This window comes from uncultured Roseivirga sp. (assembly GCF_963973945.1).
In the GTDB taxonomy this organism is placed as follows: domain Bacteria; phylum Bacteroidota; class Bacteroidia; order Cytophagales; family Cyclobacteriaceae; genus Roseivirga.
In genome coordinates, this window is sequence record NZ_CAXBBV010000005.1 from 40397 (window position 1) to 60860 (window position 20464).

A 20464-nucleotide genomic window follows, 5' to 3' on the forward strand; every position below is an offset into this window, starting at 1 on the left:
TTTTATGCAGTTAATGTTTCGTTTTGCTTTAATCTTACAACTTGTGCAACAGGGTCTTTTTTCGCCATATAATAGAAGTTATAAGCAAAAATGATGTGCGATAAGAACATGAGCGAACCGCCTACTGCGCGCCAAACCCAGTAAGGCTGCATTAGAATAACAGAGTCGATAAAGGCATTTCCTTCTAACCAACTCAGTCCTCTTAAAGTACCGCCAGCCATCAATGAAATGGTGTAAGCGAAAAGGCCAATGAATGCCATCCAGAAATGTGCTCCCACAAAAATCTGAGGAGGTTCTTTTCCTGTCAACTTTGGGAGAAGCGTATAAATACAAGCCCAAAGAATGAATGAAATAATACCGTACATGGTCATGTGTGAATGCGCCACATTGAAATCAGTAAAGTGCCAGATGTAATTTGTGAACCTAAAGGCCTGAAAGCTTCCTTGTGTAGACCCAACGAAGTAGTAAATAACCCCTACGAGAAAGAAAGGCAGTACATAACTTTTAGAAATATGGCTCCAACTGCCTTTCATGGTCATCAGAAAGTTAGTAGTACCAGAAACTACGGGAATGAACATGCCTGCGCTGAATACAATCGCTACGGTTTGTAGCCACCAAGGCAAAGGGCTAAACACAAAGTGGTGAGTGCCAATTAGTGTATAAAACAGCATTTGCGTCCAAAATGCGAGCACCCCTAGGGAGTATGAGTAAATGGGTTTGTTAAGGGCTGAAGGAAGGTAGTAATAAATAAGCCCCAAGGTAAAAGTCATGAACCACATACCTACGCCTTGATGCATGTAATAACCTTGAATAATGGTTTCTCCCAAACCATTTTGATAGCTAGGAATGTAAGCGATAATAGATAGAATGATGGTCCATGCCAAAGAGGCAAGAATAAACCAGTTGGAAATGTAGATTTCCGAAATCTTTCTTTGCGCTACCGTTTTATAAAAATTACGAAAGGTAACGATCAAGCCAATGGCGAAAAGTGCCATCACTGGCCAGATGTATTCTCGGTATTCGCCACCTCCATTGTTAATGCCCGCCATGAGACAGATATTACCTAAGAGCACAGAAAGGTTAATAAGCACCCAGGCACGCCATGCATATTTATAACTGTAGATAATGGTGTTAGAAGTACGGGCAATTACAAAGTAGCCCAAGCCAATCATGGACAAAGAAGCCCATCCCCAAAACACAGTGTTGGTGTGCACTGGTCTCAAGCGACCAAAGGATAGCCATGAAATACTATCCAGTTCTGGCCAAATGAACTTCATTCCCAAATATTGACCTATGAATGTTCCGAATATGAGCCAGAAAACGGAGGCGCCAACATACCAAAGAACAATCTTTTTGAGAGGAGCTGGGGTGTCAAAGCCTAGCGTTGTCTTTTTTTTTTCGTCAAAGAAAGGGTTGTTGGTCTCGTGACTAATCTCTCTGAGCAGCCCTTTATTATCTGTAGCCGTTGCGCCACTTCCTAGTTCATCACCTTTGAGTTTGTAGGCTAAGGCTGCTTTTCGTTTGGCTAGAATGTCATCAATTTCATCATCATCTAACTTGATAAGGTCTTCATTAAAGGCCAAGTCCTTTTTTACTATCTGTTGGTGTCGGTAGTTTCCAATAATGCCTGAAAGCTTGGCCATTAAAATAACAATAGCAACGACCAACACGATAACGATAAGTACGATGGTGCCAATTACACCAGGGCTACTGAGCCAGTTAACTGTGTCGGTTGGTTCAGTTTGCGCATTTAGTGCAAAAGGGAGAAGCAAGAGTAATGCTGTGATAAATGTAGAAGTTAGTTTCATTATAAGATATTAATACCTTTATATCCTTTAATAGAGTAAATTTTAACGCTTCAAATAAGTCAAACCAGTTTCTAAACTCGTGGCCAACTCAAAAAGACTTGTGTTTTCAAGCATTTTTCTCAATTCACTTCTTATGGCAGTGAACTTATCGTGAACAGGGCAGGGTTCGTTGGCATTGCATACTTTTAAACCAAGACCACAGCCTTTATAAATACTGTCTCCATCTAGGGCGTTCACAATTTCGCTAAGTTTTATAGAGTCGATTTCATCTTTATCAATTTCAAAACCACCATTTGGGCCTTTTATTGAATTGATGATTTTTGCTTTGGCCAACTGTTGTAAAACTTTGGCAGTGAAAGCTTCGGGAGAGTCGATTTCCGCAGTAATGTCTTTCAAACTCGCACGCTCTTCATTAAGAGATTTTTGTGCGATGTAAATCACTGCTCGAATTCCGTATTCACATGCTTTTGAGAACATACTTGACTTATTTTCTGTCCAAAGATAAGTCAGGTTTTTAATTCGGACAAATTTATCCGAATTAAAAATGAAACTTTCTTTCAACTTTTTTTCATGAAGGTTTCAGAATGAATATGTATCAGTCAGTCTTCATTAGGGTAATAGTATACCTAATGAAGACTGAAGCATTTTACTGAGCAGACTGGCCTTTTACTGTGCCGCTAGCCTGTATAATTCGGGTGATTCTCGCCAATGAAAACACACTAATGGCCATTACAATATCGCGTACGGCCACGTCCAGATGACTGCCAGTGAGCAATAGGCTTAACGCAATTAGAACAAGCCAAGCAGCGACTACATAACTGCCCATTTCTGTTTTGGTCAATACCAAAATACCAGCACCTATTTCTACTATGCCCACAATCATCATAAAAGTGGAAGCGCTAAAAGGTAGCATGTCAACCATATCAGTAGATAGGTATTGGGTCCAATCTGTTAGTAGATTTAGAAACTTGTCTACTCCAGCAGCAATGGGTACTAAGCCAAAAGTGAACTTAAGTAACTGTTGTACTTTTGATAATGAAATAAGGTTTTCTTGATTTGTCATGATTCTAGGATTTGTTTTCTCGTTAGATCATGAAGTCGCATTTTGGTTACAGATTTTGTAACCAAACGCTTAACAATGTATCTAATGCCCAAACTCTCTTAGAATGGAAGCAATTAAACTAAATGAAATTACAGTAGGGAAGATGTCTGATACGGAGGTAATCAGGAGGATATTAAGCGGTGAAAAGGAGCTCTTTGAAATCTTAATGCGCAGGTATAACCAAACACTTTATCGGGTGATTCGGAGCTATATGACTGTTGAAAGTGACGTGGAAGATGCAATGCAAGAGGCCTACCTTAAAGCCTATGAAAAATTAGATCAATTTAGGGGCAATGCCGCTTTTTCAACTTGGTTGGTAAGAATTGGGATGAATGAGGCATTGCAGAGAATTAGAAAGAACAAACGGATTTTTTTTATTGACGAGCAGGTGGAGGCGTCTGGTCGAATTATTCAACTCCCAGATAACGGACAAATGAATCCTGAGAAGAATGTAATTAAGCACGAAACCCGATTAATGGTGGAGAAGTCCATTGACCAATTGTCAGAGAAATACAGGGTGATTTTCATGTTACATCAAGTGGAGGGTATGAGCAATACCGAAATTGCAGCCGCGCTTGATTTAACAGAAAGCAATGTGAAAGTGCGGCTACACAGAGCCAAGAAGATGCTGAAAGAGGAATTATTTAAGCAATCCGTAGATGTATCAGCTTTTGAATTCGGGAACAGCCGTTGCGATAGAATCGTACAGTTTGTGATGGATCGTATTTAGTCTAGGCTGTAGGCCAACCAAGACTATTGATCCCTAAACTTGCGCATCATTTTGTTGGCAAATACAAACTCGTCAAGTTCTTGAACACCAGAATGCATAATTTCATCACTGTTACCTTCCCAGAGTTTACGACTATTGCTTAGAAACATAATGTACTCTCCGATTTCCATTACTGAGTTCATGTCATGAGTTACGATCACCGTAGTGATTTGATATTCCTCAGTAATTTCCGCTAGTAAACGATCTATTTTGATCGAAGTAATTGGGTCTAATCCAGAGTTGGGTTCATCACAAAAGAGATACTGTGAACTGTTCACAATCGCCCGAGCAATCCCCACTCTTTTTTGCATTCCACCACTAATTTCTGAGGGCATTCGCTTATTGGTATCTTCTAATTTTACCCGTTTTAAGCAGAAGTTAACCCTGTCGAGCTTTTCGTCTTCAGGCATATCTGTAAGAATATCCAATGGGAATTTGACATTCTGCTCTACAGTCATTGAATCGAAAAGTGCGCCTCCTTGAAAAAGCATTCCTATTTCTCTCCTTATTTCCGTTTTCAAGTCTCGATGAGCATTGATGAAATCACGTCCGTTATAAAGAATTTCACCAGAATCAGGTTTAAAAAGGCCTACAATGTTTTTAAGCATTACACTTTTTCCAGATCCACTAGCTCCTATGATCAGGTTTGTTTTTCCTTTATTAAACGTAGTACTAATACCATCTAAGACAACCTTGTCATCAAACGACTTTACTAAATTCTTAACTTCTATCATCTTACTAAAAGCAATTGTGCGAGGATGAAATCACTGAACAAAATGGCAATACAACTTACGGTTACAGCCCGAGTACTGGCTTGACCTACTTCTAAGGCTCCTCCTTTGGTGAAAAAACCCATGTAAGAAGATATGGAAGAAACTAGAAAGCCAAAAACGACAGATTTTATTAATGCGAAAGAAACCGTGAACTGATTGAAGTCCATTTTTAACCCCATGAAGTAATTGGCTGTGGAAACTACTCCTCCAAATTTTGCCGCTAAATAACCTCCAAAAATGGCTAAAACGCCTGCCAGAATTACTAGTAGTGGATACATGATAAGCGTGCCTACTATTTTGGGTAGCACTAGGTAAGAGGCTGAGTTGATGCCCATAACCTCAAGCGCGTCAATTTGCTCTGTAATTCGCATGGTACCAAGGTTTCCTGCAATGCTAGACCCAACTTTACCAGCGAAAATGATAGCGGTAATTGTTGGAGCTAATTCTAAAATAGTGAGGTCTCTAACCACGAGCCCTACAACACTATCAGGAATTAGTGGGTTGACAAGATTATATGCCGTTTGAAGGGTAGATACCGCTCCAATAAAGAGCGAAACCAATCCCACTAGCACTATACTGTTAATACCAACAAGCATACATTCTTCAAACGTAAGCTTAACATAGGTTTTGAACGACTCACGATTTTTGAAAAGAGAGTTTATAAATATTAAATATCTGCCGAGATTCTTCATTAAAAAACCATTTCAAACGGGGTGACTAAATTCATAGGGTGGTAAAATAACAAAACTTGAGACAAAAGATTCGGCTTGCCCATCTTAATTGAACAAATTCATCTAATTTCAAGCCATTGGTACAACGTAAATTTTTGAAACAATTATTCAAACATGAAAAAACTAGCGGTAATTACTGGAGGGACAAAGGGAATAGGGAGAGCGACCATTGAGCGATTTGCCAAAGAGGGTTTCGATATAATCACTTGCGCACGTAACCATAAAGATATTGAACAACTGATAGAAGACATAAATGAGAGATTCCCTTTTATTGAAATATATGCTGTTCAGGCCGATTTATCTAATAAAAATGAGGTAGCTAAGTTTGCAGAAGTGGTTAAATCTCTTGACCGCCCTGTAGATATGTTGCTAAATAATACTGGTACATTTATTCCTGGATCTGTACACAACGAGGAGGATGGGAATTTGGAAATGATGATTGAGACAAACCTGTACAGCGCGTATCACTTAACACGCGTTTTGATTTCTGGAATGATGGAACGTAAATCTGGGCATGTTTTTACTACAGGCTCAATTGCTGGAATTCAAGCTTATGCCAATGGAGGAAGTTACTCTATTTCAAAGTTTGCCTTACTGGGTTTTACAAAAGCTTTGCGTGAAGAAATGAAGCCTCATGGGGTTCGTGTTACTTCTATTTTAGCAGGAGCAACTTACACATCAAGCTGGGAAGGAGTAGAGCTTCCTGTAGAACGGTTTATGAAAGCTGAAGACATTGCTGATGCTATTTATGCCGCTCATGCCTTGTCGCCAAATACCGTGGTGGAAGAGATAATTTTACGCCCGCAATTGGGAGATATTTAATACTTCGCACTTTTTAATAATATATAATGAACGCCATAGATGTGATTTTGCTTAATTTTTCTGAAATAAGAAGAAGGAGCACAAAGGTTTGGATGGGCATTCCGCAAGAGCATTTAAACTGGAGGCCTGATAATGAAGCTTTTTCAATTATTGAAATGATCCGTCATGTTTTGGAAGGAGAACATCTTTTTCATAGAATTATTGAGAACAGAGGAAACCTTGGCGATTACAAGTCTCCATGGGAAGGGTTGGAATACATTGACGTTAAGCATGAATTGGATATCGCTGCTGAATATCACGATCGATTTATAGCCATGGTTAAAGGCTTGGGTGAGTCGGACTTGTCGGAGATAAAAATTGAGCGAAAGGAAGTGGGCCAAAGCAAAATACTTGGAGATTACTTGAACAGAATTGCCTACCACGAGTCTGTTCATACAGGTCAAATGCTAAACTATTTACGACAACTAAAAGTCGATAGACCTCAGGTTTGGGATTAGGGTTTTAAGCTTGCTACTGCTGCTCTTGTTGGTGTTCTAACTAAAAAGGGTGCTACGTTGCTTATTCACAGTGGTAAATTATAGATGGTGACAAATGATTGTTAATTATAGTCTAAGCGACTCTAAGCGCAAAAAATATTTTATTGTACCACTGGCGAAGCTATTAACTGCCATTGTGATATTCACATTAATAGCTATTTATTGGTTTAATACTGATCACAAAGATTTACTTTTTGTTGTAGGAGTCACATGGTCTTGGGTGGGCTTGATCCATGTATTACCCCTACTAATTTTAGCAATACGCCATCTGCAAGCAAGTAAGGGTACATCATTTGTAATAGATACTACAAATTGGGAGTACCAATATAAAGAATGTGATTTTGACCTGACTTTTAATACAAGCCAAATCAAACGAGTTGTTAAAGTTATGTCACCACCAAAGTATGACAGAAGAAGAGATTTTCTTGGTTTTGGATACTTCTATTATTGGGAAGTTACGTTGGTAGATGAGACTTTACTATCACTGTCTTGTATGCTTTTAGATAGTGATGAATTTTTTGGTTATGAAAATGAAAGGAGAAAGCAGATGTTTCCAATCCCTAAAAGGGTAATCAAACCTTAAAAGTATTTAAGTCTGCCACTGTAAAGTTTGTGGCTTGATTGGGTTTTCGAAAGGGGTTTTATCCTCTTGGCATTTTTCGTAGCGGGTTCGAATGGCATTGTACCATTTCGCCTGCATGTCTGGGTCGCCCATGAGCATTAGTGGAGGATTGTTCTGAAGGCCTTCCTTTAGTTTTTCAAACACATCTACATCCTGCTGAATAAAGGTATTCGCAAAACGATAAAAAATGGGCTTTAAGTATTTGAACCAGCTTATGTCAGTATAGATGAACTGAATGAGTTCTGTCTGTTTTTCATTCACAGGAGTCAGGGCTGTCATAATGACGATGTCATTTTCGCCCACTTTAATATGCTCAATTCTGATGCCTGGTAACTGAAAACTGATTTCTGTCGTCTGCTCTTTCTTTAGGATTTTATAAGCCGCTGAGTTTTTAGAAGGTTCATGTCGCACCATCTTAAAACCCAGGTGTGAAGGCGCAAAATTCTTTGTCTTGAGCTTTAGATTGGTCTTTTTTCTAAAGAACCAAGATTGATGCACAAAAGGAACATGTGCCGGATCAATCAAACCAATTACCGAATGATCTAGACTGCAAGACATAGGTTTTGCGGTAACAAAATCGAAACTCGCCTCTTCTTTTAAAGGGAATTGAGGGAAAAGACTTTCGTCCATATCCTCAGGTTTGCGCATGTCTTTGGGTAAGTAAATCAGTACAATCCCATGCACTTCGCGCAGCGGATAATAAGGCGCTCTTACTTTGGTTACATCTAATTTAGAAGAAGGAGGGAGCGTAGGTATTTTTGAGCAAGTGCCGTCTGTTTTAAACCTCCATCCATGATAACAGCATTCAATTTCGCAGCCGTCAAAATTGCCATAGGTTAATGGAATACCACGGTGCGGACATTGGTTGCGAAGCGCGAAAACCTTCCCTTGTTTATCTCTGCCCAAAAGAATTTTTTCACTGTCTATTTCCTTCTCAATGGTCTTTCCTTTTTTCAAAAGGCTACCATGGCAGGCTACATACCAGATGTTCTGTAAGTTTTTTGACTTTGCTGTACTCATTGAATCAGATCTGCACCCACAAACATAATGATTATCAACCGCATCTATTTTTAGAGTGGGCAGAAATTTTAAGAAGGCCGCTAAAGGTCGTTATATACTGGTGCTGCTATTTCTTTATAGGGAACAGCACTCACCAATAAACCGCCACTCATATGATAACTGAGGTTTACGAGATCATTTGAAACTGGGTCGATGTTGAAATCTACGCAGGCAATTTGCAGTTGACTTCTGTTAGAAAAGCTTAGAACCATTTCTTGAGGTACATAGAGTTTCTCTTCTAGGATTTCGAAATTCTCATCAAGTTTCTGGAAGTAAGTCCAGTTGATGGTTACTTCACTCACTACATCGCCTTCCATACCTTTGAAGGTGTCGATGTTGGTGATTTCAATATCATCCCAATCTTCATCTACTTCTACCTGAGCTAGAGAGAAATTAAAAATACTGTCTTCAAGATGCCAATAGAAAGTAATCGGTTCATCTTCAAAAACGAAGGCTACAGCAGCAGAAACCACCACTGCCTCATTTTCTTCTACAAAAGGGTAGGGCTGGTGGTGATTGTATACTTTAATACTGGTCAGTTTTTTATTAAGAATCTTACTTGTGAGGAGTTCGTTGGCTTCTTGTTCCGTCATTACGTACTTGGTGTCTGATTAAAAAGCCAAATATACATTTCTTACTTTATGTATGCACTCTTCAATACTTCCAACTTTCCGTCAATCTTAGGCAACTCATTAATACCTAAAATATGGGCTACAAATGGGTAAACATGAATATTTTCGAATTTTGGTAATTTGGTATTAGGCTTAATATTTGGGCCTTTAGCGTAGAAAATGGTAGCCATGTCCTCGGTTACATAAGGGTCGAAGCCATGCTCCCCGTGTACTCCGCCTCTGGCAATCATTCTTTCTCTGTTGCTTTTCGAGCTCAAAGAGTGACCTGCATTGGCCACTAAAATCATTTCGCCACTTCGCGAATTTTGATAATTCCAATTTTTAGGGAAGTCTTCTTTTTTGAAGACATTGAAGTTCTTTTCTTTCTCTTTAATAGCCTTATATATTTGGTCAATTTTCGAGTGGTCGTTGATATAAATGTGAGCGAGAGTTCCGCTATTAACAAACCTATAATCAGCTTTATTTATTCCTTCCAGTACTTTATCAACGTTAATCAAACTTTCTTCTGTATTGGCTACTTCGTTCATTCCGTGATCGGAAGTGACAATCACGTTTACTGGTAAGTCTATTTGTTTGAGTTGCTGCATGATTAAACCCAAAAGTCGATCAGCTTCTAAAACAGATTCTTTAGCGCCATTTGGACCATTGGCATGACCCTGATCGTCCACTATAGAAAAGTATAATGAAATGTAATTTGGGCGTTCAACTTTAGGTAATTTTAGCCATTCCATAACAGTTGAAATTCGGTCTTCATTTTTTACTTTTCCATCATAGATTTCATAATAGTCAGGAAAACTACCCGCGATAGGGGCTTCTGAGCCCACCCAAAAATAAGAAGCCGATTTCATTCCGTTTTTTTGCACCAATTGCCACAGGGGTAGACCCCCATAGAAAGCTGGGTTTTCTACTACTTTACGGTTACCAATGCTGTATTGCAAATCAAGTTGCCGATCGTAAAAGTTATTATCTACCAAACCGTGGTTTCCAGGGTAAAGTCCAGTGACCAGACTGTAATGGTTTGGGAAGGTTTTACTAGGGAATGAGGGAAGCATAGCTTCGGCAGAAACGCCTGATTCTATAAACTTCTTAAAATTAGGGGCATCATACTTTTCTACGTAATCATGTCTAAAGCCATCAAAGGAAATCATGATAACATAAGGCGGCTCCTCACTGGTTTGATTCACCTTAGCGATGGATACAAAAGTAAGGACTACAATTAATAGAATGAGTTCGAAATACTTCTTCATAACACCAGTTATTGGGTGTAAAGCTAGCAACTCTCTTTTAGAGTTGTAGAAAGAAACTGTTACTTTTTGATTAATATTTTGGACTGGCTGCGATACTATTTAATCGGTTTTTTGATTACGCAAAGTATAGTAAGCTATCTAATTTAATGGTTGAACTAGAGAATCAACTTTGTACTATTTACACGCTTTTGGTGTTTACCACAGCAATTTAGCCTTTGCTGCTTTCTTTTGACTTTTAAGTGTTTAGATAAGGCATTTGCACTTTATAGAGAGGTTAGTCAAAAGTAACAGCAAATCATGTTATTGAGTTGATATGAGTTCTTTTCTGTATAAAAACCAGTTGCTGTTTTTTTTCTTTAGCCAAATTTTAAGGCGTTCACCTTGACGACTACCATACGAGTATCCGTAGCAGAAAAAGGCGTCTGTCTGATTAATTGAGATTTTTGGACGTGTAATCTCTAAGTACCCAGCTTTTTCAAAAGTTTTATTAAATAATTCCCAAAAACCGCTTCCCCCTGACGTTACGTCTGCAATTGAGTCTATTGAAGAAGGTGTAATCATTTTTACTTGACTGGCTTCTGGTAGCATCAACTTTTTTTTATTCATGAATCGATTATGTTCAAAATATTGGGCTTCAATTTTTTCAGAGAATTTAATAGTGTCTTTGAGGTACCAATGGATATCGTCAAACTCATCTAGCAGATAGAAATCTTGAACAGACATTCTCTCTTTTGAGTTAGGGTGAAGAGGTAAAGTTTCATTGATCCCATACCTCAAAACATGCCACTCTAAGTCTGAAACTTGGTAAGGGTTGCTCGAACTGCTTAATGTAAGTGAGCTAATACATAATATGTAGGGTATTATCTTTTTCATTATTATGTAATATATGGATATAGTGCATGTATAATTACAACTATAATCAGAATATTAATTTAATAAAAATGGCTTTTTATGTAGTCAAGTGTTTTTTTAAGTTGTTGTATTTTGCTTATAGGGGGGGTAGTTGAGCCTTTAGTCAAAGTAACTTAGTTTCATATCAACAGTCAAGGCCAGTTCATTCATAATGGTTTTTGAGAGGCCTTTACAGCGGCTCATTTCATATTTATAGAAAAATTGGAGCGTATGGAGTTTACTTTCGTAAAAATCAGTGGCGTAAGTGCTATCGTTTGTATCTAAAGCGATTTGTGCAGAAACTCCAATTTTAAGCCATTGCCAACCCATCACTACAGTTCCGAATATATCCATAAAAGCTGTGGCATCGGCCAAATAACGTTCGAAGTTACCACTTTGGGCATGAGGCATCAAAACTCCTAAAACTTGTTGAACTGAATTAAGACTTTCGCCCAAAACCCTAATATTGGATTGAAGCGAATCATGTGCGCTGGCTTCTTTAATTGTGGATTGAATTTCTTGGGCTAGCCATCCGAGTACTTTCCCATTTTTCAGTCCCACTTTTCGACCTAGTAAATCAAGAGACTGAATGCCTGTTGTTCCTTCGTAAATGGAGATAATTCGGATGTCTCGGTAGTATTGCTGAAGAATGAAGTCCATGCAAAAACCATAACCGCCAAGTACTTGCAATCCTGTACTTACTGCTTCAAGCCCTTTTTCTGAAGGATAGGTTTTAGCAATAGGCGTAAGTAGTTCCAGTAGTAAATTATAGCGTTCCTTTTCTTCTCCTTCAGAAATATGTTCCAAATCCACATAATGCGCAGCCTGCATTACTAGGCTTAAAGAGCCTTCAACAATTGCCTTTTGAAAGAGCAACATCCGTTTTACATCTGGATGATTGATGATTAAGGTTTGTTCTTCGTCTAAATCTTTTTTGCCAGAAGAAGTTAATCTTCTACCTTGAGGCCTTTCTTTGGCATATTGAAGTGAAGCGTAATACGCTGCAGAAGCAATTCCTGCTCCCATTCTGCCTGTTGCAATTCGGGCTTCATTCATCATTTGAAACATGTAAATTAAGCCTTGATTTTCTTCTCCAATCATATGGCCAATGCTGTCTTCAAAAACTAAATGCGAGGTACAATAGCCCCGTTGCCCCAGTTTCTCAAATTCTCCGGCCACAATCACCTGCTGATCACCAAAACTACCATCAGCGGCTACCCTTTTCTTTGGCACTACAAAAAGAGAAACACCTTTTGTGCCCGAAGGAGATCCTTCAGTTCTGGCCAATACCAAATGAATAATGTTTTCTGCAAACTGATGGTCGCCCGATGAAATGAAGATTTTTTGACCGTTGATTTTATAGGTGCCATCTTCCTGAAGGCTGGCGGTTGTTTTTACATCGGATAATGAGGATCCCGCTTGCGGTTCGGTCAGACACATGGTGCCTGTCCATTCTAGCGACATCATTTTTGGCACATAGGTTTCTTTCAACAGGTCGCTTCCGAAAGAAGCAATAAGATTGGCAGCACCCACAGTTAAACCTAAGTAACCCGTAACATGGTTATTGGCGGCCTCCATCATAAAATAGAGCGTATGAAAAACGATATTCGGCAGTTGTAAACCGCCATCCTTTTCTTCGAACATGGCAGCGACCAATCCCATTTCTCCAGATTCTTTTAAAATATTTCCGAACTGTGGATGAATCGTTATTGCTCCATTTGCGAATGAGGAAGGCTTTTCATCCATTTCTTTAATAAAAGGATGGAGGCTTTTATCACAGAAGGTTTTTATCGAATCTAACAGAAGATCTATAGATGACTTGTCGTAAGCAGCATAACGGTTGGTTTCAAGAAGCTTTTCTGCTTGATGTACATTGTACATTAAAAACTTGATGGTGTTCAGGTTAGTATACTGTGATGGATTAGGCATGGTATATTGATTTGTTCTTCAATATAACCAAAACGAACAAAGGGGGCGTAACAAAAGCTCTCTGGATAGAGTGGATTTGAGATTGTTAAAAATATCTTAATTTTTGCTTGACTCTTACCTTAGGTCATAGCCTTTATTTGAAATCATAATGGTAAAGTATTCAGTCAAACAACTTTCTAAGCTAGCAGGTGTAACTGCTAAAACCTTGCATTATTACGATGCAATAGGGATTCTGAAACCAGCAGAGCGTTCAGAATCAGGGTATCGCTACTATGGAAAAGCAGAACTTTATAGACTACAACAAATTCTGTTTTATAAAGAACTCGATTTTCCTTTAGAGGAGATAAAGCAAATTTTAGATCGACCAGATTTTGATTTGATGGAGTCTCTGGAACAGCATCGTGAGGCACTTTTAAGGCGATCTGAAAGGTTTGTGAAACTGTTGGAAACCATTGATAAAACTATTCAAACACTTAAAAGTAAGAATGACATGATTTCAGATGAAGAAATGTACGCTGGGTTTTCTAAAGAGGAAGTTCCGCAAATTAGACAAGAGGTAGTTGATCGATGGGGGAAGAGCAAGTTGGAAGAATCCGAGAGCAATATTCGTAAAATGAGTAAGACGGAATGGGCTGATACCAAACAAGAGGCGGATGAAATCAATCGTTGGTTGGCCAACCTAATGCATTTGAACCCCGCATCAAGTGAAGTTCAAAAGGTAGTTGGAGAACATTTTAAGCACTTAAATAAATTTTACAAAGTTGAAGCAGACCTTTATAGGTGTTTAGGACAAATGTATGTAGAAGATGAGCGATTTAGGGTTTATTACGAGTCTTGTAAGGATGGCTTAGCTGTTTTCCTCAATAGCGCGATTCAAGTTTTCTGCGACAATGGGATAAAAACTGAGGATTAAAGCAGAGGAGCAAGTAATCTACATATCGATTCAAGTAGTTTTTGTTTAATGCTACGTTCTCGCCAATCTTGAGCATTCAATAAAATGCAATCAGCTTTGTCTGCATCAAAATTCTCATTCAGCTGACGGGCTATTGCTGGGTCGTAAATGTAGGTGTTTACTTCGTGATTTAAATCAAAGCTACGGTGGTCCATATTGGCCGACCCTACAACTGAGATGGAGTTGTCTACCGTTAGCGTTTTTGAATGAAGAAAGCCTTTTTTATAGAGGTAAACCTTTATGCCAGCCCGTAAAAGTTGTTTCATAAAAGACATAGAGGCTGCTTGAACAATCCATGAGTCGGAAGTATAGGGAATCATTATTTCTACCGAAACCCCACTTTTGGCAGAGGTAGTGATTCCATTCATTATACTTTCATTCGGTATAAAGTACGGAGTGGCAATTTTGAGGCTATTCCTAGCAGAGTTTATTGCCAAACAGAATGAGTCCATAATACTGGCCAAATCCCAATCGGGGCCGCTCGCATTTACTTGAACGTAGCTAGAGCCAAATGAAGGCTCTGTTTTAGGGAAGTGTTTTTCAGTAGGGCGCCATGGCTGCTTGGAAACGAATTGCCAATTGAGAATAAAAAGAAATTGAAGCGTTTTTACAGCTGTGCCTTCAAGTTTAATATGAGTGTCGCGCCAGTAAGTTGGGTACTTACCATTGTTTACGTAGCGATCATCAACATTTATTCCTCCGGTGAAACTGGTGATTCCATCAATAATAACCACTTTTCTATGGTTACGGTAATTGATTTTACTAGTGAAGGAGGGAAAAAGCACTGGCATAAACTCATATATTTCTACCCCTGCGGCCTTCATGTTTTCAAAGTAAAGTTTGCGCAATGCCAGACTTCCAACACCATCTACTATCATTCTTACCTGAACACCTTGCTTTGCTTTAGCCATTAAAGCCTCACTGATCTGTATTCCAATTTCGTCATCAGTGAAAATATAATACTCAATATGAATGTGGTTTTCTGCTTTGTTTAAAGCTTCCAATAAGGCAGGAAACTTCTCTTCTCCGTTTTTTAATAAGGTGACTTTGTTGTTTTGAGAAAGAGGTGAAAGATCGCGGCTTAGAAAGCGAATTAGCTTATCAAATTGCTCACTGACTAAAGCTTTATGAATAGGGGTTACATTTTCAAGTGTAAGGTATTCATCGATATATTTTTGGCCAAACGCAGAGTTGATCAGCTGGTTTTTAGAGAAAATTCTTCGTTTTCTGATGTGCTGCCCAAAAAAGAGATAGATGATTAAACCTAAAACAGGTAGCAATAATAGCAGTAAAAGGTAAGAGTGGGTTTTTAGCGGATTTCGGTTTTCAAGCAGGATATTAATAACTACAATGAAAATAGCCAGATAATATAAGCCTAAGAGAAAAGGTGAAAGCGTGAACCAAAAATCAAGCATGATTAAAATTAGTGATTTAACCCTTTGCTAGTTAATAATGTTCAGAATTGATTTCAAACAGTTTTTAAAGGATTGTTTGATGAAGTTAAAAACTCAAAAGATGCTTGTATAATTTATGCAGAGGCAAGCCCATTACATTATAAAAGTCACCTTCAATTTTCTCAATCCCTACCATTCCAATCCATTCTTGTATGCCATAGGCTCCAGCTTTGTCAAAAGGCTTGTAGTTTTGGATGTAATGCTCGATTTCTGCCTTTTCTAATTTTCGGAAAGTGACTTTAGTAGTTTCTGAAAAGCTCACTTTTTTATTGGAAGAACGAAGACAGACGCCAGTAATAACTTGGTGGGTTTTGCCAGAAAGCGACTGAATCATTTCAAATGCCTCTTGAGCATTTTCGGCTTTGTTTAAGATTTGGCCATCGTTTAGTACTGTGGTATCGGAAGTAATGACCAATTCGCTACCTTTCAAATCTTCAAAAGCCTGTGATTTCTTAACTGCTAAGTACTCAGCTACTCCGTTTACAGGTATTGTTGCAGGAAAAGACTCATCTACCTCTTTCGTTCTGATTTCAAAATCCACTTCCAAAGATCGAAGCAGTTCTTGTCTTCGGGGTGATTTAGAAGCCAATATCAAATGGTAAGGTAAATTCATCTTCCTTAATTGATCCGAATAAATAGCCACTAATTACTTTGGGGTAGAAATAGGTTGATTTCTGCGGTAATGTGTAACCAGAATGACAGACATTTTTCACGTCTTCCATACTGATGTCTTGTGTAATAATGGCAAAATCAACTTCCCCAGTAATGGTTTTTTCTAAACAGTTTGAGAAGTTTCTCTCAAAGGAAATATGTTCTGAACTGCGTTGGTTTTTACCTAGAATTCCTAATGCTTTTTCTATAATGAAGTAGTGCATTACTGTAAGGTCTAGGTCTTTAACTACTTGGGGAAAGTTCCATTTGAGTTCAACAATCCTTTCAGGATTCAGCCTTACTTTCACGGCTTCTTTTCCAAACAACAAACCAAAGGCCCATTTTTTACCCAATATGATTTCATTTACATCATTAGGGTTATCAAGTGGCTTAATGATAAAGTCTTCAGAAAGTTTGTTGAGTAGCTCTTCCTTGTTGAAATTTTTTAAGCCAGAGAGTAACCTATGGGTAGGTAGAATTCTCAAATCATCAGCCTCAGCATTGGTGAGATACATTAAATGAAAGTTATATGCCTCATTGCCCGTATGGTTTGGGTTTGCAGCTTGCATTCGCTGCTTGTAAAGCAAAGAGCCTTCATATCTGTGATGACCATCAGCCAAAATTACTTGCTGATCTTTCAGTTTAGCTACAAACTTTTTAATGACTTCAAAATCATGGATAACGCTTAATACATCACGAACGCCTTGGTAATCTTCCCTATCGTAAATAGGGTTTTTCATACTCTCATCCATGTATTGTTCCAAAGTGAATTCTGGATCAAAGTAAAGCCCATGTGTAGGACTTATATTCATTTGACTTTGCGCTAAAATTTCTATTCTATCGTTCACAGAATGAGGCATAGTGTTTTCATGTCTCAATATATCAGAGTCAACACTGTTCCAGTCGGTAGCATCAATAAAACATACAAAGCCCTTTCTAGTGTATTGGCGTTTGCTTCCTGGTAATGTGAAATGTTGATAGTAAACATAAATACCAGGTATTTGATCTTGTTCAATAATACCTTCTACTTTCCATTTGTCAACCGTTTTTTTCTGTTCATCAATGTTTCGAGGCACACTGATATGGATGCTATTATAAGGGTTGGTGTAGAGTGATTCCCTTTGCTGTTTTGAAACAACATCGAATAGAGGAGAGGCTAAATCTTCAATTTTCGTTGATAAATCACGGTTATATCGCCAAGCGCGAAAAGGTTTGATTCTTGCCATAATGATTAATCGCGTACTCTGAGTTTCCAGTTACTTGAAGTGCCATTGCTTCTTACTTTGAGGTTGCTGTCGCTTTTTTCTTCAACAACTAAGGCTGCTAAAACCAATGCAATGTCATGGTGCTCTGGATTTACTTCTTGAAGCAACTCAGGCTTATAGTACCTCTCCACAAACTTGGTGTCGAACTTCCCTGAAGTAAATGCTTCATGTTTTATGGCAAATTCACAGAAATTCAATGTGGTTTTAAACCCTGTTATTTCATACTCCTGTATGGCCTTCACCATTCGTTCAATGGCTTCGTTACGATCTTTTCCGGAAGTAATGAGTTTGGAGATCATTGGGTCATAATAGATAGGTATGTCCATTCCTTCCTCAAAACCATCGTCTACTCTAACACCTGGGCCTTCGGGTCTTTTGTATGTACTTAGATACCCAATGTCTGGAAGGAAATTATTGGTGGGGTCTTCAGCATAAACCCTTACTTCTAATGAATGTCCTTTTATTTTGAGATCTTCTTGTTTGAAGCTTAATGGGTGGCCTTCTGCAATTAGAATTTGTTCTTTTACCAGATCTACACCTGTGATTTCTTCGGTAACAGGGTGCTCTACCTGTAAACGTGTATTCATTTCTAGGAAGAAGAAATCTAGGTTTTCATCTACAATAAATTCCACCGTACCCGCACTGTAATAGTCACATGATCGAGCAACGCCCAATGCTGCTTCTCCCATGGCTTTTCTCTTTTCTGGGGTAAGAACAGCTGAGGGGGCTTCTTCAATTACCTTTTGATGTCTTCTCTGAATAGAGCATTCGCGTTCAAAAAGATAAACCAAGTTTCCGTGCTTATCGCCCAAAACCTGTATTTCGATATGACGGGGCGAAGTAATAAACTTTTCAACGAAAACAGCGCCATTACCAAAAGCAGACTGTGCTTCGCTGATGGCTCTTTTCATCTGCTCTTCCAGTTCTTCTGGGTTTTCAACAACCCGCATACCTTTACCGCCACCACCTGCGCTGGCTTTAATTAAAACAGGGTAACCTACTTGTTCTGCAATTTTTCTGGCCTCTTCTGGGTCAGTTACGGCATGGTTAACACCAGGTACCATGGGAACATCGTACTCTGCCACCGCTTCTTTTGCAGAGAGTTTGTCACCCATTACCTCTATGGCTTTTACAGACGGGCCAATAAATAATATGCCATTTTCTTCAATGGTTTTGGCAAATGAGGCGTTTTCAGAAAGGAAACCATAACCTGGGTGTACGGCATCTACAGACAGTTCTTTACAGGTTTTAATGATCTTATCTGCCATTAAATAAGACTGAGCAGAAGGAGGGGGGCCTACATTTACGGCTTCATCCGCATAACTTACATGCGGAGAGAGACTGTCTGCATCGCTATATATGGCTACGGTTTTAATTCCCATTTCGCGGGCAGTTTTCATTACCCTAATGGCAATTTCACCGCGATTGGCTACTAGAATTTTCTGTATTTTCCTGATTTCCATTCCCTTCAAAATTTTCCGTACAATGCTAATTAATAATCTGCTAAAATCTAAGTTTGCTCTTGTGATATATACATGTGGTTTTTTGATAAATGGCGTTTATAGTATTACATTTGCACCTTCGTTTATTACCTAGGTTAATCAACTTAAAGTCTAAAGGAATTGGATCTATTTGAAAAATTACTTGCTGACAACGGCCCATTAGGGAAGCACTCAGAGATATCAGAAGGGTACTTTACGTTCCCAAAATTGGAAGGTGAAATTGCTCCGCGAATGAAGTTTATGGGCAAGGAAGTCCTTACATGGAGTTTGAATAACTATTTAGGCCTAGGAAACTTACCTGAAGTTAGAGAAGCAGATGCTAAAGCTGCTGCAGATTGGGGATTAGCCTATCCAATGGGCGCAAGAATGATGTCTGGTAATACAGATTATCATGAAGAACTAGAGCAGAGTTTGGCCAGTTTTGTGGGCAAAGAGTCTGGTTATTTACTGAATTATGGATATCAAGGTGTATTGTCAATTATAGATGCGCTTGTAGACCGTAAGGATGTTATAGTTTATGATGGTGAATCTCATGCCTGTATTATTGATGGTGTAAGATTACATATGGGAAAGCGATTTGTATTTCCTCATAACGACATCCAAAATCTTGAAAAACAACTTGAAAGAGCTACACGCTTGACTAAAGAAACCGGTGGTGGAATTTTAGTAATCACTGAAGGTGTGTTTGGGATGACTGGTAATCTTGGTTCATTGAACGAGATTGCTGCCTTAAAATCTAAGTTTGATTTTAGACTGTTTGTGGATGATGCGCATGGTTTTGGTACTATGGGAGCTACAGGAGCAGGAACTCACGAACATTTGAACTGTGTAGATGAGGTAGATTTGTACTTCTCAACTTTTGCCAAATCAATGGCTGCAGTTGGTGCATTTGTAGCAGGAGATAAGCAAATCATCCATTACCTTAAGTATAATATGAGGTCTCAGATTTTTGCAAAGGCATTACCTATGCCATTTGTGATTGGTGGTCTGAAAAGATTGGAGATCATAAAAAATGAGCCTCAACATAAAGAAAAGCTTTGGAAAATAGTTAATGCACTTCAGGGTGGGTTGCAAGAAAAAGGCTTTAGCATTGGTACTACTAAATCATGTGTTACGCCAGTGGTTTTGAATGGAACTGTTGGTGAGGCGGCATCGCTCAGTAAAGACTTAAGGGAGAATTTTAATATCTTCTGTTCGGTAGTTATATATCCAGTTGTGCCTAAAGGAATGATCATTTTAAGATTAATTCCAACCGCATCACACAGTATGGAAGATGTAAACGAAACTATTGCTGCATTTGAGGCAATTAAGGGTAAGTTAACTAGCGGTGAGTATAAAAATGCCGAGTTGGCCGCAGCCTTTGGTGAGTAATGTTAAAAAAAAGTGCCCTGACTGTTGCAAATAGAGTATTTTGATTTAAATTGCTATCCAAACAAACATTTTTCAACAACCTTAAAAGCACAAATAATATGAGCAGATTTAGCGAAGTAAAAAACTTAATTGACTCTTTAGAGGGTGATTTCGAAAAGTTCTACGACAAAAAAAATCAAGCTGCGGGTACTAGAGTTAGAAAAGGGATGCAAGACCTTAAGAACTTAGCTCAAGAAATTCGTATTGATGTTCAAAACATTAAGAACCAAGGATAATAATTATATCTTTTGAGAAATAAAAATAAAGGCCAGTCATTCGACTGGCCTTTATTTTTGCAAGTAAGGTTGG

The 20464-nt window shown here is 38.6% G+C and carries 21 protein-coding genes; 7 read left to right on the forward strand and 14 right to left on the reverse strand.

Annotated features, from left to right (window positions below):
- Positions 1-2: 2 nt before the first annotated feature.
- From AAC026_RS09965 to AAC026_RS09975, 3 genes are all read right to left on the reverse strand, one after another.
- Positions 3-1808 carry a cbb3-type cytochrome c oxidase subunit I gene (locus AAC026_RS09965; RefSeq protein WP_339697487.1) on the reverse strand — a complete coding sequence of 602 codons (1806 nt, stop codon included), beginning with the start codon at positions 1806-1808 and terminating at the stop codon, positions 3-5.
- Between the two features lie 42 nt (positions 1809-1850).
- Positions 1851-2285, reverse strand: coding sequence for an Rrf2 family transcriptional regulator (locus AAC026_RS09970; RefSeq protein ID WP_339697489.1), 435 nt, complete (start codon positions 2283-2285; stop codon positions 1851-1853).
- A gap of 169 nt (positions 2286-2454) precedes the next feature.
- Positions 2455-2871 (reverse strand): hypothetical protein, encoded by a 417-nt coding sequence (locus AAC026_RS09975; protein ID WP_339697491.1) that lies wholly within the window; start codon positions 2869-2871, stop codon positions 2455-2457.
- 103 nt (positions 2872-2974) lie between these two features.
- Between AAC026_RS09975 and AAC026_RS09980 the strand changes: the two genes are divergently transcribed.
- Positions 2975-3640 (forward strand): RNA polymerase sigma factor, encoded by a 666-nt coding sequence (locus tag AAC026_RS09980; RefSeq protein WP_339697493.1) that lies wholly within the window; start codon positions 2975-2977, stop codon positions 3638-3640.
- Between the two features lie 23 nt (positions 3641-3663).
- On the opposite strand, the gene AAC026_RS09985 is transcribed toward AAC026_RS09980, so the two are convergent.
- Positions 3664-4413 (reverse strand): ATP-binding cassette domain-containing protein, encoded by a 750-nt coding sequence (locus AAC026_RS09985; RefSeq protein ID WP_339697495.1) that lies wholly within the window; start codon positions 4411-4413, stop codon positions 3664-3666.
- Positions 4410-5144: an ABC transporter permease gene (locus AAC026_RS09990; RefSeq protein WP_339697497.1), complete on the reverse strand. Its 735-nt coding sequence runs from the start codon at positions 5142-5144 to the stop codon at positions 4410-4412. The genes AAC026_RS09985 and AAC026_RS09990 overlap by 4 nt, the downstream gene beginning before the upstream one ends.
- Before the next feature lie 153 nt (positions 5145-5297).
- On the opposite strand from AAC026_RS09990, the gene AAC026_RS09995 reads away from it, so the two are divergent.
- The 3 genes from AAC026_RS09995 (at position 5298) to AAC026_RS10005 (ending at position 7124) form a co-directional block, all read left to right on the forward strand.
- Positions 5298-6005 (forward strand): SDR family oxidoreductase, encoded by a 708-nt coding sequence (locus tag AAC026_RS09995; RefSeq protein WP_339697499.1) that lies wholly within the window; start codon positions 5298-5300, stop codon positions 6003-6005.
- Positions 6006-6031: 26 nt separating this feature from the next.
- Positions 6032-6502 (forward strand): DinB family protein, encoded by a 471-nt coding sequence (locus tag AAC026_RS10000; RefSeq protein WP_339697501.1) that lies wholly within the window; start codon positions 6032-6034, stop codon positions 6500-6502.
- A 94-nt stretch (positions 6503-6596) separates the two neighbouring features.
- Positions 6597-7124 (forward strand): hypothetical protein, encoded by a 528-nt coding sequence (locus AAC026_RS10005; RefSeq protein WP_339697503.1) that lies wholly within the window; start codon positions 6597-6599, stop codon positions 7122-7124.
- 6 nt (positions 7125-7130) lie between these two features.
- Here the strand turns inward: AAC026_RS10005 and AAC026_RS10010 are convergent, their stop codons facing one another.
- From AAC026_RS10010 to AAC026_RS10030, 5 genes are all read right to left on the reverse strand, one after another.
- Positions 7131-8183 (reverse strand): aromatic ring-hydroxylating dioxygenase subunit alpha, encoded by a 1053-nt coding sequence (locus AAC026_RS10010; RefSeq protein WP_339697505.1) that lies wholly within the window; start codon positions 8181-8183, stop codon positions 7131-7133.
- Between the two features lie 80 nt (positions 8184-8263).
- Entirely contained in the window at positions 8264-8815 is a 552-nt protein-coding gene (locus AAC026_RS10015; RefSeq protein WP_339697507.1) for a hypothetical protein, read from the reverse strand.
- 41 nt (positions 8816-8856) lie between these two features.
- Entirely contained in the window at positions 8857-10101 is a 1245-nt protein-coding gene (locus tag AAC026_RS10020; protein WP_339697509.1) for an ectonucleotide pyrophosphatase/phosphodiesterase, read from the reverse strand.
- A gap of 300 nt (positions 10102-10401) precedes the next feature.
- Positions 10402-10974, reverse strand: a complete 573-nt coding sequence (locus tag AAC026_RS10025; RefSeq protein WP_339697511.1) for a hypothetical protein — start codon at positions 10972-10974, stop codon at positions 10402-10404.
- 138 nt (positions 10975-11112) lie between these two features.
- The gene (locus AAC026_RS10030; RefSeq protein ID WP_339697513.1) at positions 11113-12921 is read right to left on the reverse strand and encodes an acyl-CoA dehydrogenase; all 1809 of its coding nucleotides are present in this window, start codon (positions 12919-12921) and stop codon (positions 11113-11115) included.
- 148 nt (positions 12922-13069) lie between these two features.
- Between AAC026_RS10030 and AAC026_RS10035 the strand changes: the two genes are divergently transcribed.
- Entirely contained in the window at positions 13070-13834 is a 765-nt protein-coding gene (locus tag AAC026_RS10035; protein WP_339697515.1) for a MerR family transcriptional regulator, read from the forward strand.
- Here AAC026_RS10035 and cls read toward each other — a convergent pair.
- The 4 genes from cls to AAC026_RS10055 form a co-directional block, all read right to left on the reverse strand.
- Positions 13831-15288: a cardiolipin synthase gene (gene cls / locus AAC026_RS10040; RefSeq protein WP_339697517.1), complete on the reverse strand. Its 1458-nt coding sequence runs from the start codon at positions 15286-15288 to the stop codon at positions 13831-13833. The genes AAC026_RS10035 and cls overlap by 4 nt on opposite strands.
- 85 nt (positions 15289-15373) lie before the next feature.
- A complete protein-coding gene (locus AAC026_RS10045) occupies positions 15374-15940 on the reverse strand; it encodes a Maf family nucleotide pyrophosphatase (RefSeq protein WP_339697519.1) in 567 nt (188 codons plus the stop codon).
- Positions 15906-17204 (reverse strand): DUF1015 domain-containing protein, encoded by a 1299-nt coding sequence (locus AAC026_RS10050; RefSeq protein WP_339697521.1) that lies wholly within the window; start codon positions 17202-17204, stop codon positions 15906-15908. The genes AAC026_RS10045 and AAC026_RS10050 overlap by 35 nt, the downstream gene beginning before the upstream one ends.
- A gap of 5 nt (positions 17205-17209) precedes the next feature.
- Positions 17210-18700, reverse strand: coding sequence for an acetyl-CoA carboxylase biotin carboxylase subunit (locus AAC026_RS10055; protein ID WP_339698009.1), 1491 nt, complete (start codon positions 18698-18700; stop codon positions 17210-17212).
- A gap of 165 nt (positions 18701-18865) precedes the next feature.
- On the opposite strand from AAC026_RS10055, the gene AAC026_RS10060 reads away from it, so the two are divergent.
- Together AAC026_RS10060 and AAC026_RS10065 are read left to right on the forward strand one after the other, a co-directional pair.
- Positions 18866-20116: an aminotransferase class I/II-fold pyridoxal phosphate-dependent enzyme gene (locus AAC026_RS10060; RefSeq protein ID WP_339697523.1), complete on the forward strand. Its 1251-nt coding sequence runs from the start codon at positions 18866-18868 to the stop codon at positions 20114-20116.
- 98 nt (positions 20117-20214) lie between these two features.
- Complete coding sequence (locus tag AAC026_RS10065; protein WP_053224355.1) at positions 20215-20391, forward strand: hypothetical protein; 177 nt, start codon at positions 20215-20217, stop codon at positions 20389-20391.
- The last annotated feature ends 73 nt before the right edge of the window (positions 20392-20464 follow it).

What these genes read in the sequence shown, in the direction of transcription:
- AAC026_RS09965 (WP_339697487.1), bottom strand. Translation starts at nt 1,808, where the DNA reads ATGAAACTAACTTCTACATTTATCACAGCATTACTCTTGCTTCTCCCT.
- AAC026_RS09970 (WP_339697489.1), bottom strand. Translation starts at nt 2,285, where the DNA reads ATGTTCTCAAAAGCATGTGAATACGGAATTCGAGCAGTGATTTACATC.
- AAC026_RS09975 (WP_339697491.1), bottom strand. Translation starts at nt 2,871, where the DNA reads ATGACAAATCAAGAAAACCTTATTTCATTATCAAAAGTACAACAGTTA.
- AAC026_RS09980 (WP_339697493.1), top strand. Translation starts at nt 2,975, where the DNA reads ATGGAAGCAATTAAACTAAATGAAATTACAGTAGGGAAGATGTCTGAT.
- AAC026_RS09985 (WP_339697495.1), bottom strand. Translation starts at nt 4,413, where the DNA reads ATGATAGAAGTTAAGAATTTAGTAAAGTCGTTTGATGACAAGGTTGTC.
- AAC026_RS09990 (WP_339697497.1), bottom strand. Translation starts at nt 5,144, where the DNA reads ATGAAGAATCTCGGCAGATATTTAATATTTATAAACTCTCTTTTCAAA.
- AAC026_RS09995 (WP_339697499.1), top strand. Translation starts at nt 5,298, where the DNA reads ATGAAAAAACTAGCGGTAATTACTGGAGGGACAAAGGGAATAGGGAGA.
- AAC026_RS10000 (WP_339697501.1), top strand. Translation starts at nt 6,032, where the DNA reads ATGAACGCCATAGATGTGATTTTGCTTAATTTTTCTGAAATAAGAAGA.
- AAC026_RS10005 (WP_339697503.1), top strand. Translation starts at nt 6,597, where the DNA reads ATGATTGTTAATTATAGTCTAAGCGACTCTAAGCGCAAAAAATATTTT.
- AAC026_RS10010 (WP_339697505.1), bottom strand. Translation starts at nt 8,183, where the DNA reads ATGAGTACAGCAAAGTCAAAAAACTTACAGAACATCTGGTATGTAGCC.
- AAC026_RS10015 (WP_339697507.1), bottom strand. Translation starts at nt 8,815, where the DNA reads ATGACGGAACAAGAAGCCAACGAACTCCTCACAAGTAAGATTCTTAAT.
- AAC026_RS10020 (WP_339697509.1), bottom strand. Translation starts at nt 10,101, where the DNA reads ATGAAGAAGTATTTCGAACTCATTCTATTAATTGTAGTCCTTACTTTT.
- AAC026_RS10025 (WP_339697511.1), bottom strand. Translation starts at nt 10,974, where the DNA reads ATGAAAAAGATAATACCCTACATATTATGTATTAGCTCACTTACATTA.
- AAC026_RS10030 (WP_339697513.1), bottom strand. Translation starts at nt 12,921, where the DNA reads ATGCCTAATCCATCACAGTATACTAACCTGAACACCATCAAGTTTTTA.
- AAC026_RS10035 (WP_339697515.1), top strand. Translation starts at nt 13,070, where the DNA reads ATGGTAAAGTATTCAGTCAAACAACTTTCTAAGCTAGCAGGTGTAACT.
- cls (WP_339697517.1), bottom strand. Translation starts at nt 15,288, where the DNA reads ATGCTTGATTTTTGGTTCACGCTTTCACCTTTTCTCTTAGGCTTATAT.
- AAC026_RS10045 (WP_339697519.1), bottom strand. Translation starts at nt 15,940, where the DNA reads ATGAATTTACCTTACCATTTGATATTGGCTTCTAAATCACCCCGAAGA.
- AAC026_RS10050 (WP_339697521.1), bottom strand. Translation starts at nt 17,204, where the DNA reads ATGGCAAGAATCAAACCTTTTCGCGCTTGGCGATATAACCGTGATTTA.
- AAC026_RS10065 (WP_053224355.1), top strand. Translation starts at nt 20,215, where the DNA reads ATGAGCAGATTTAGCGAAGTAAAAAACTTAATTGACTCTTTAGAGGGT.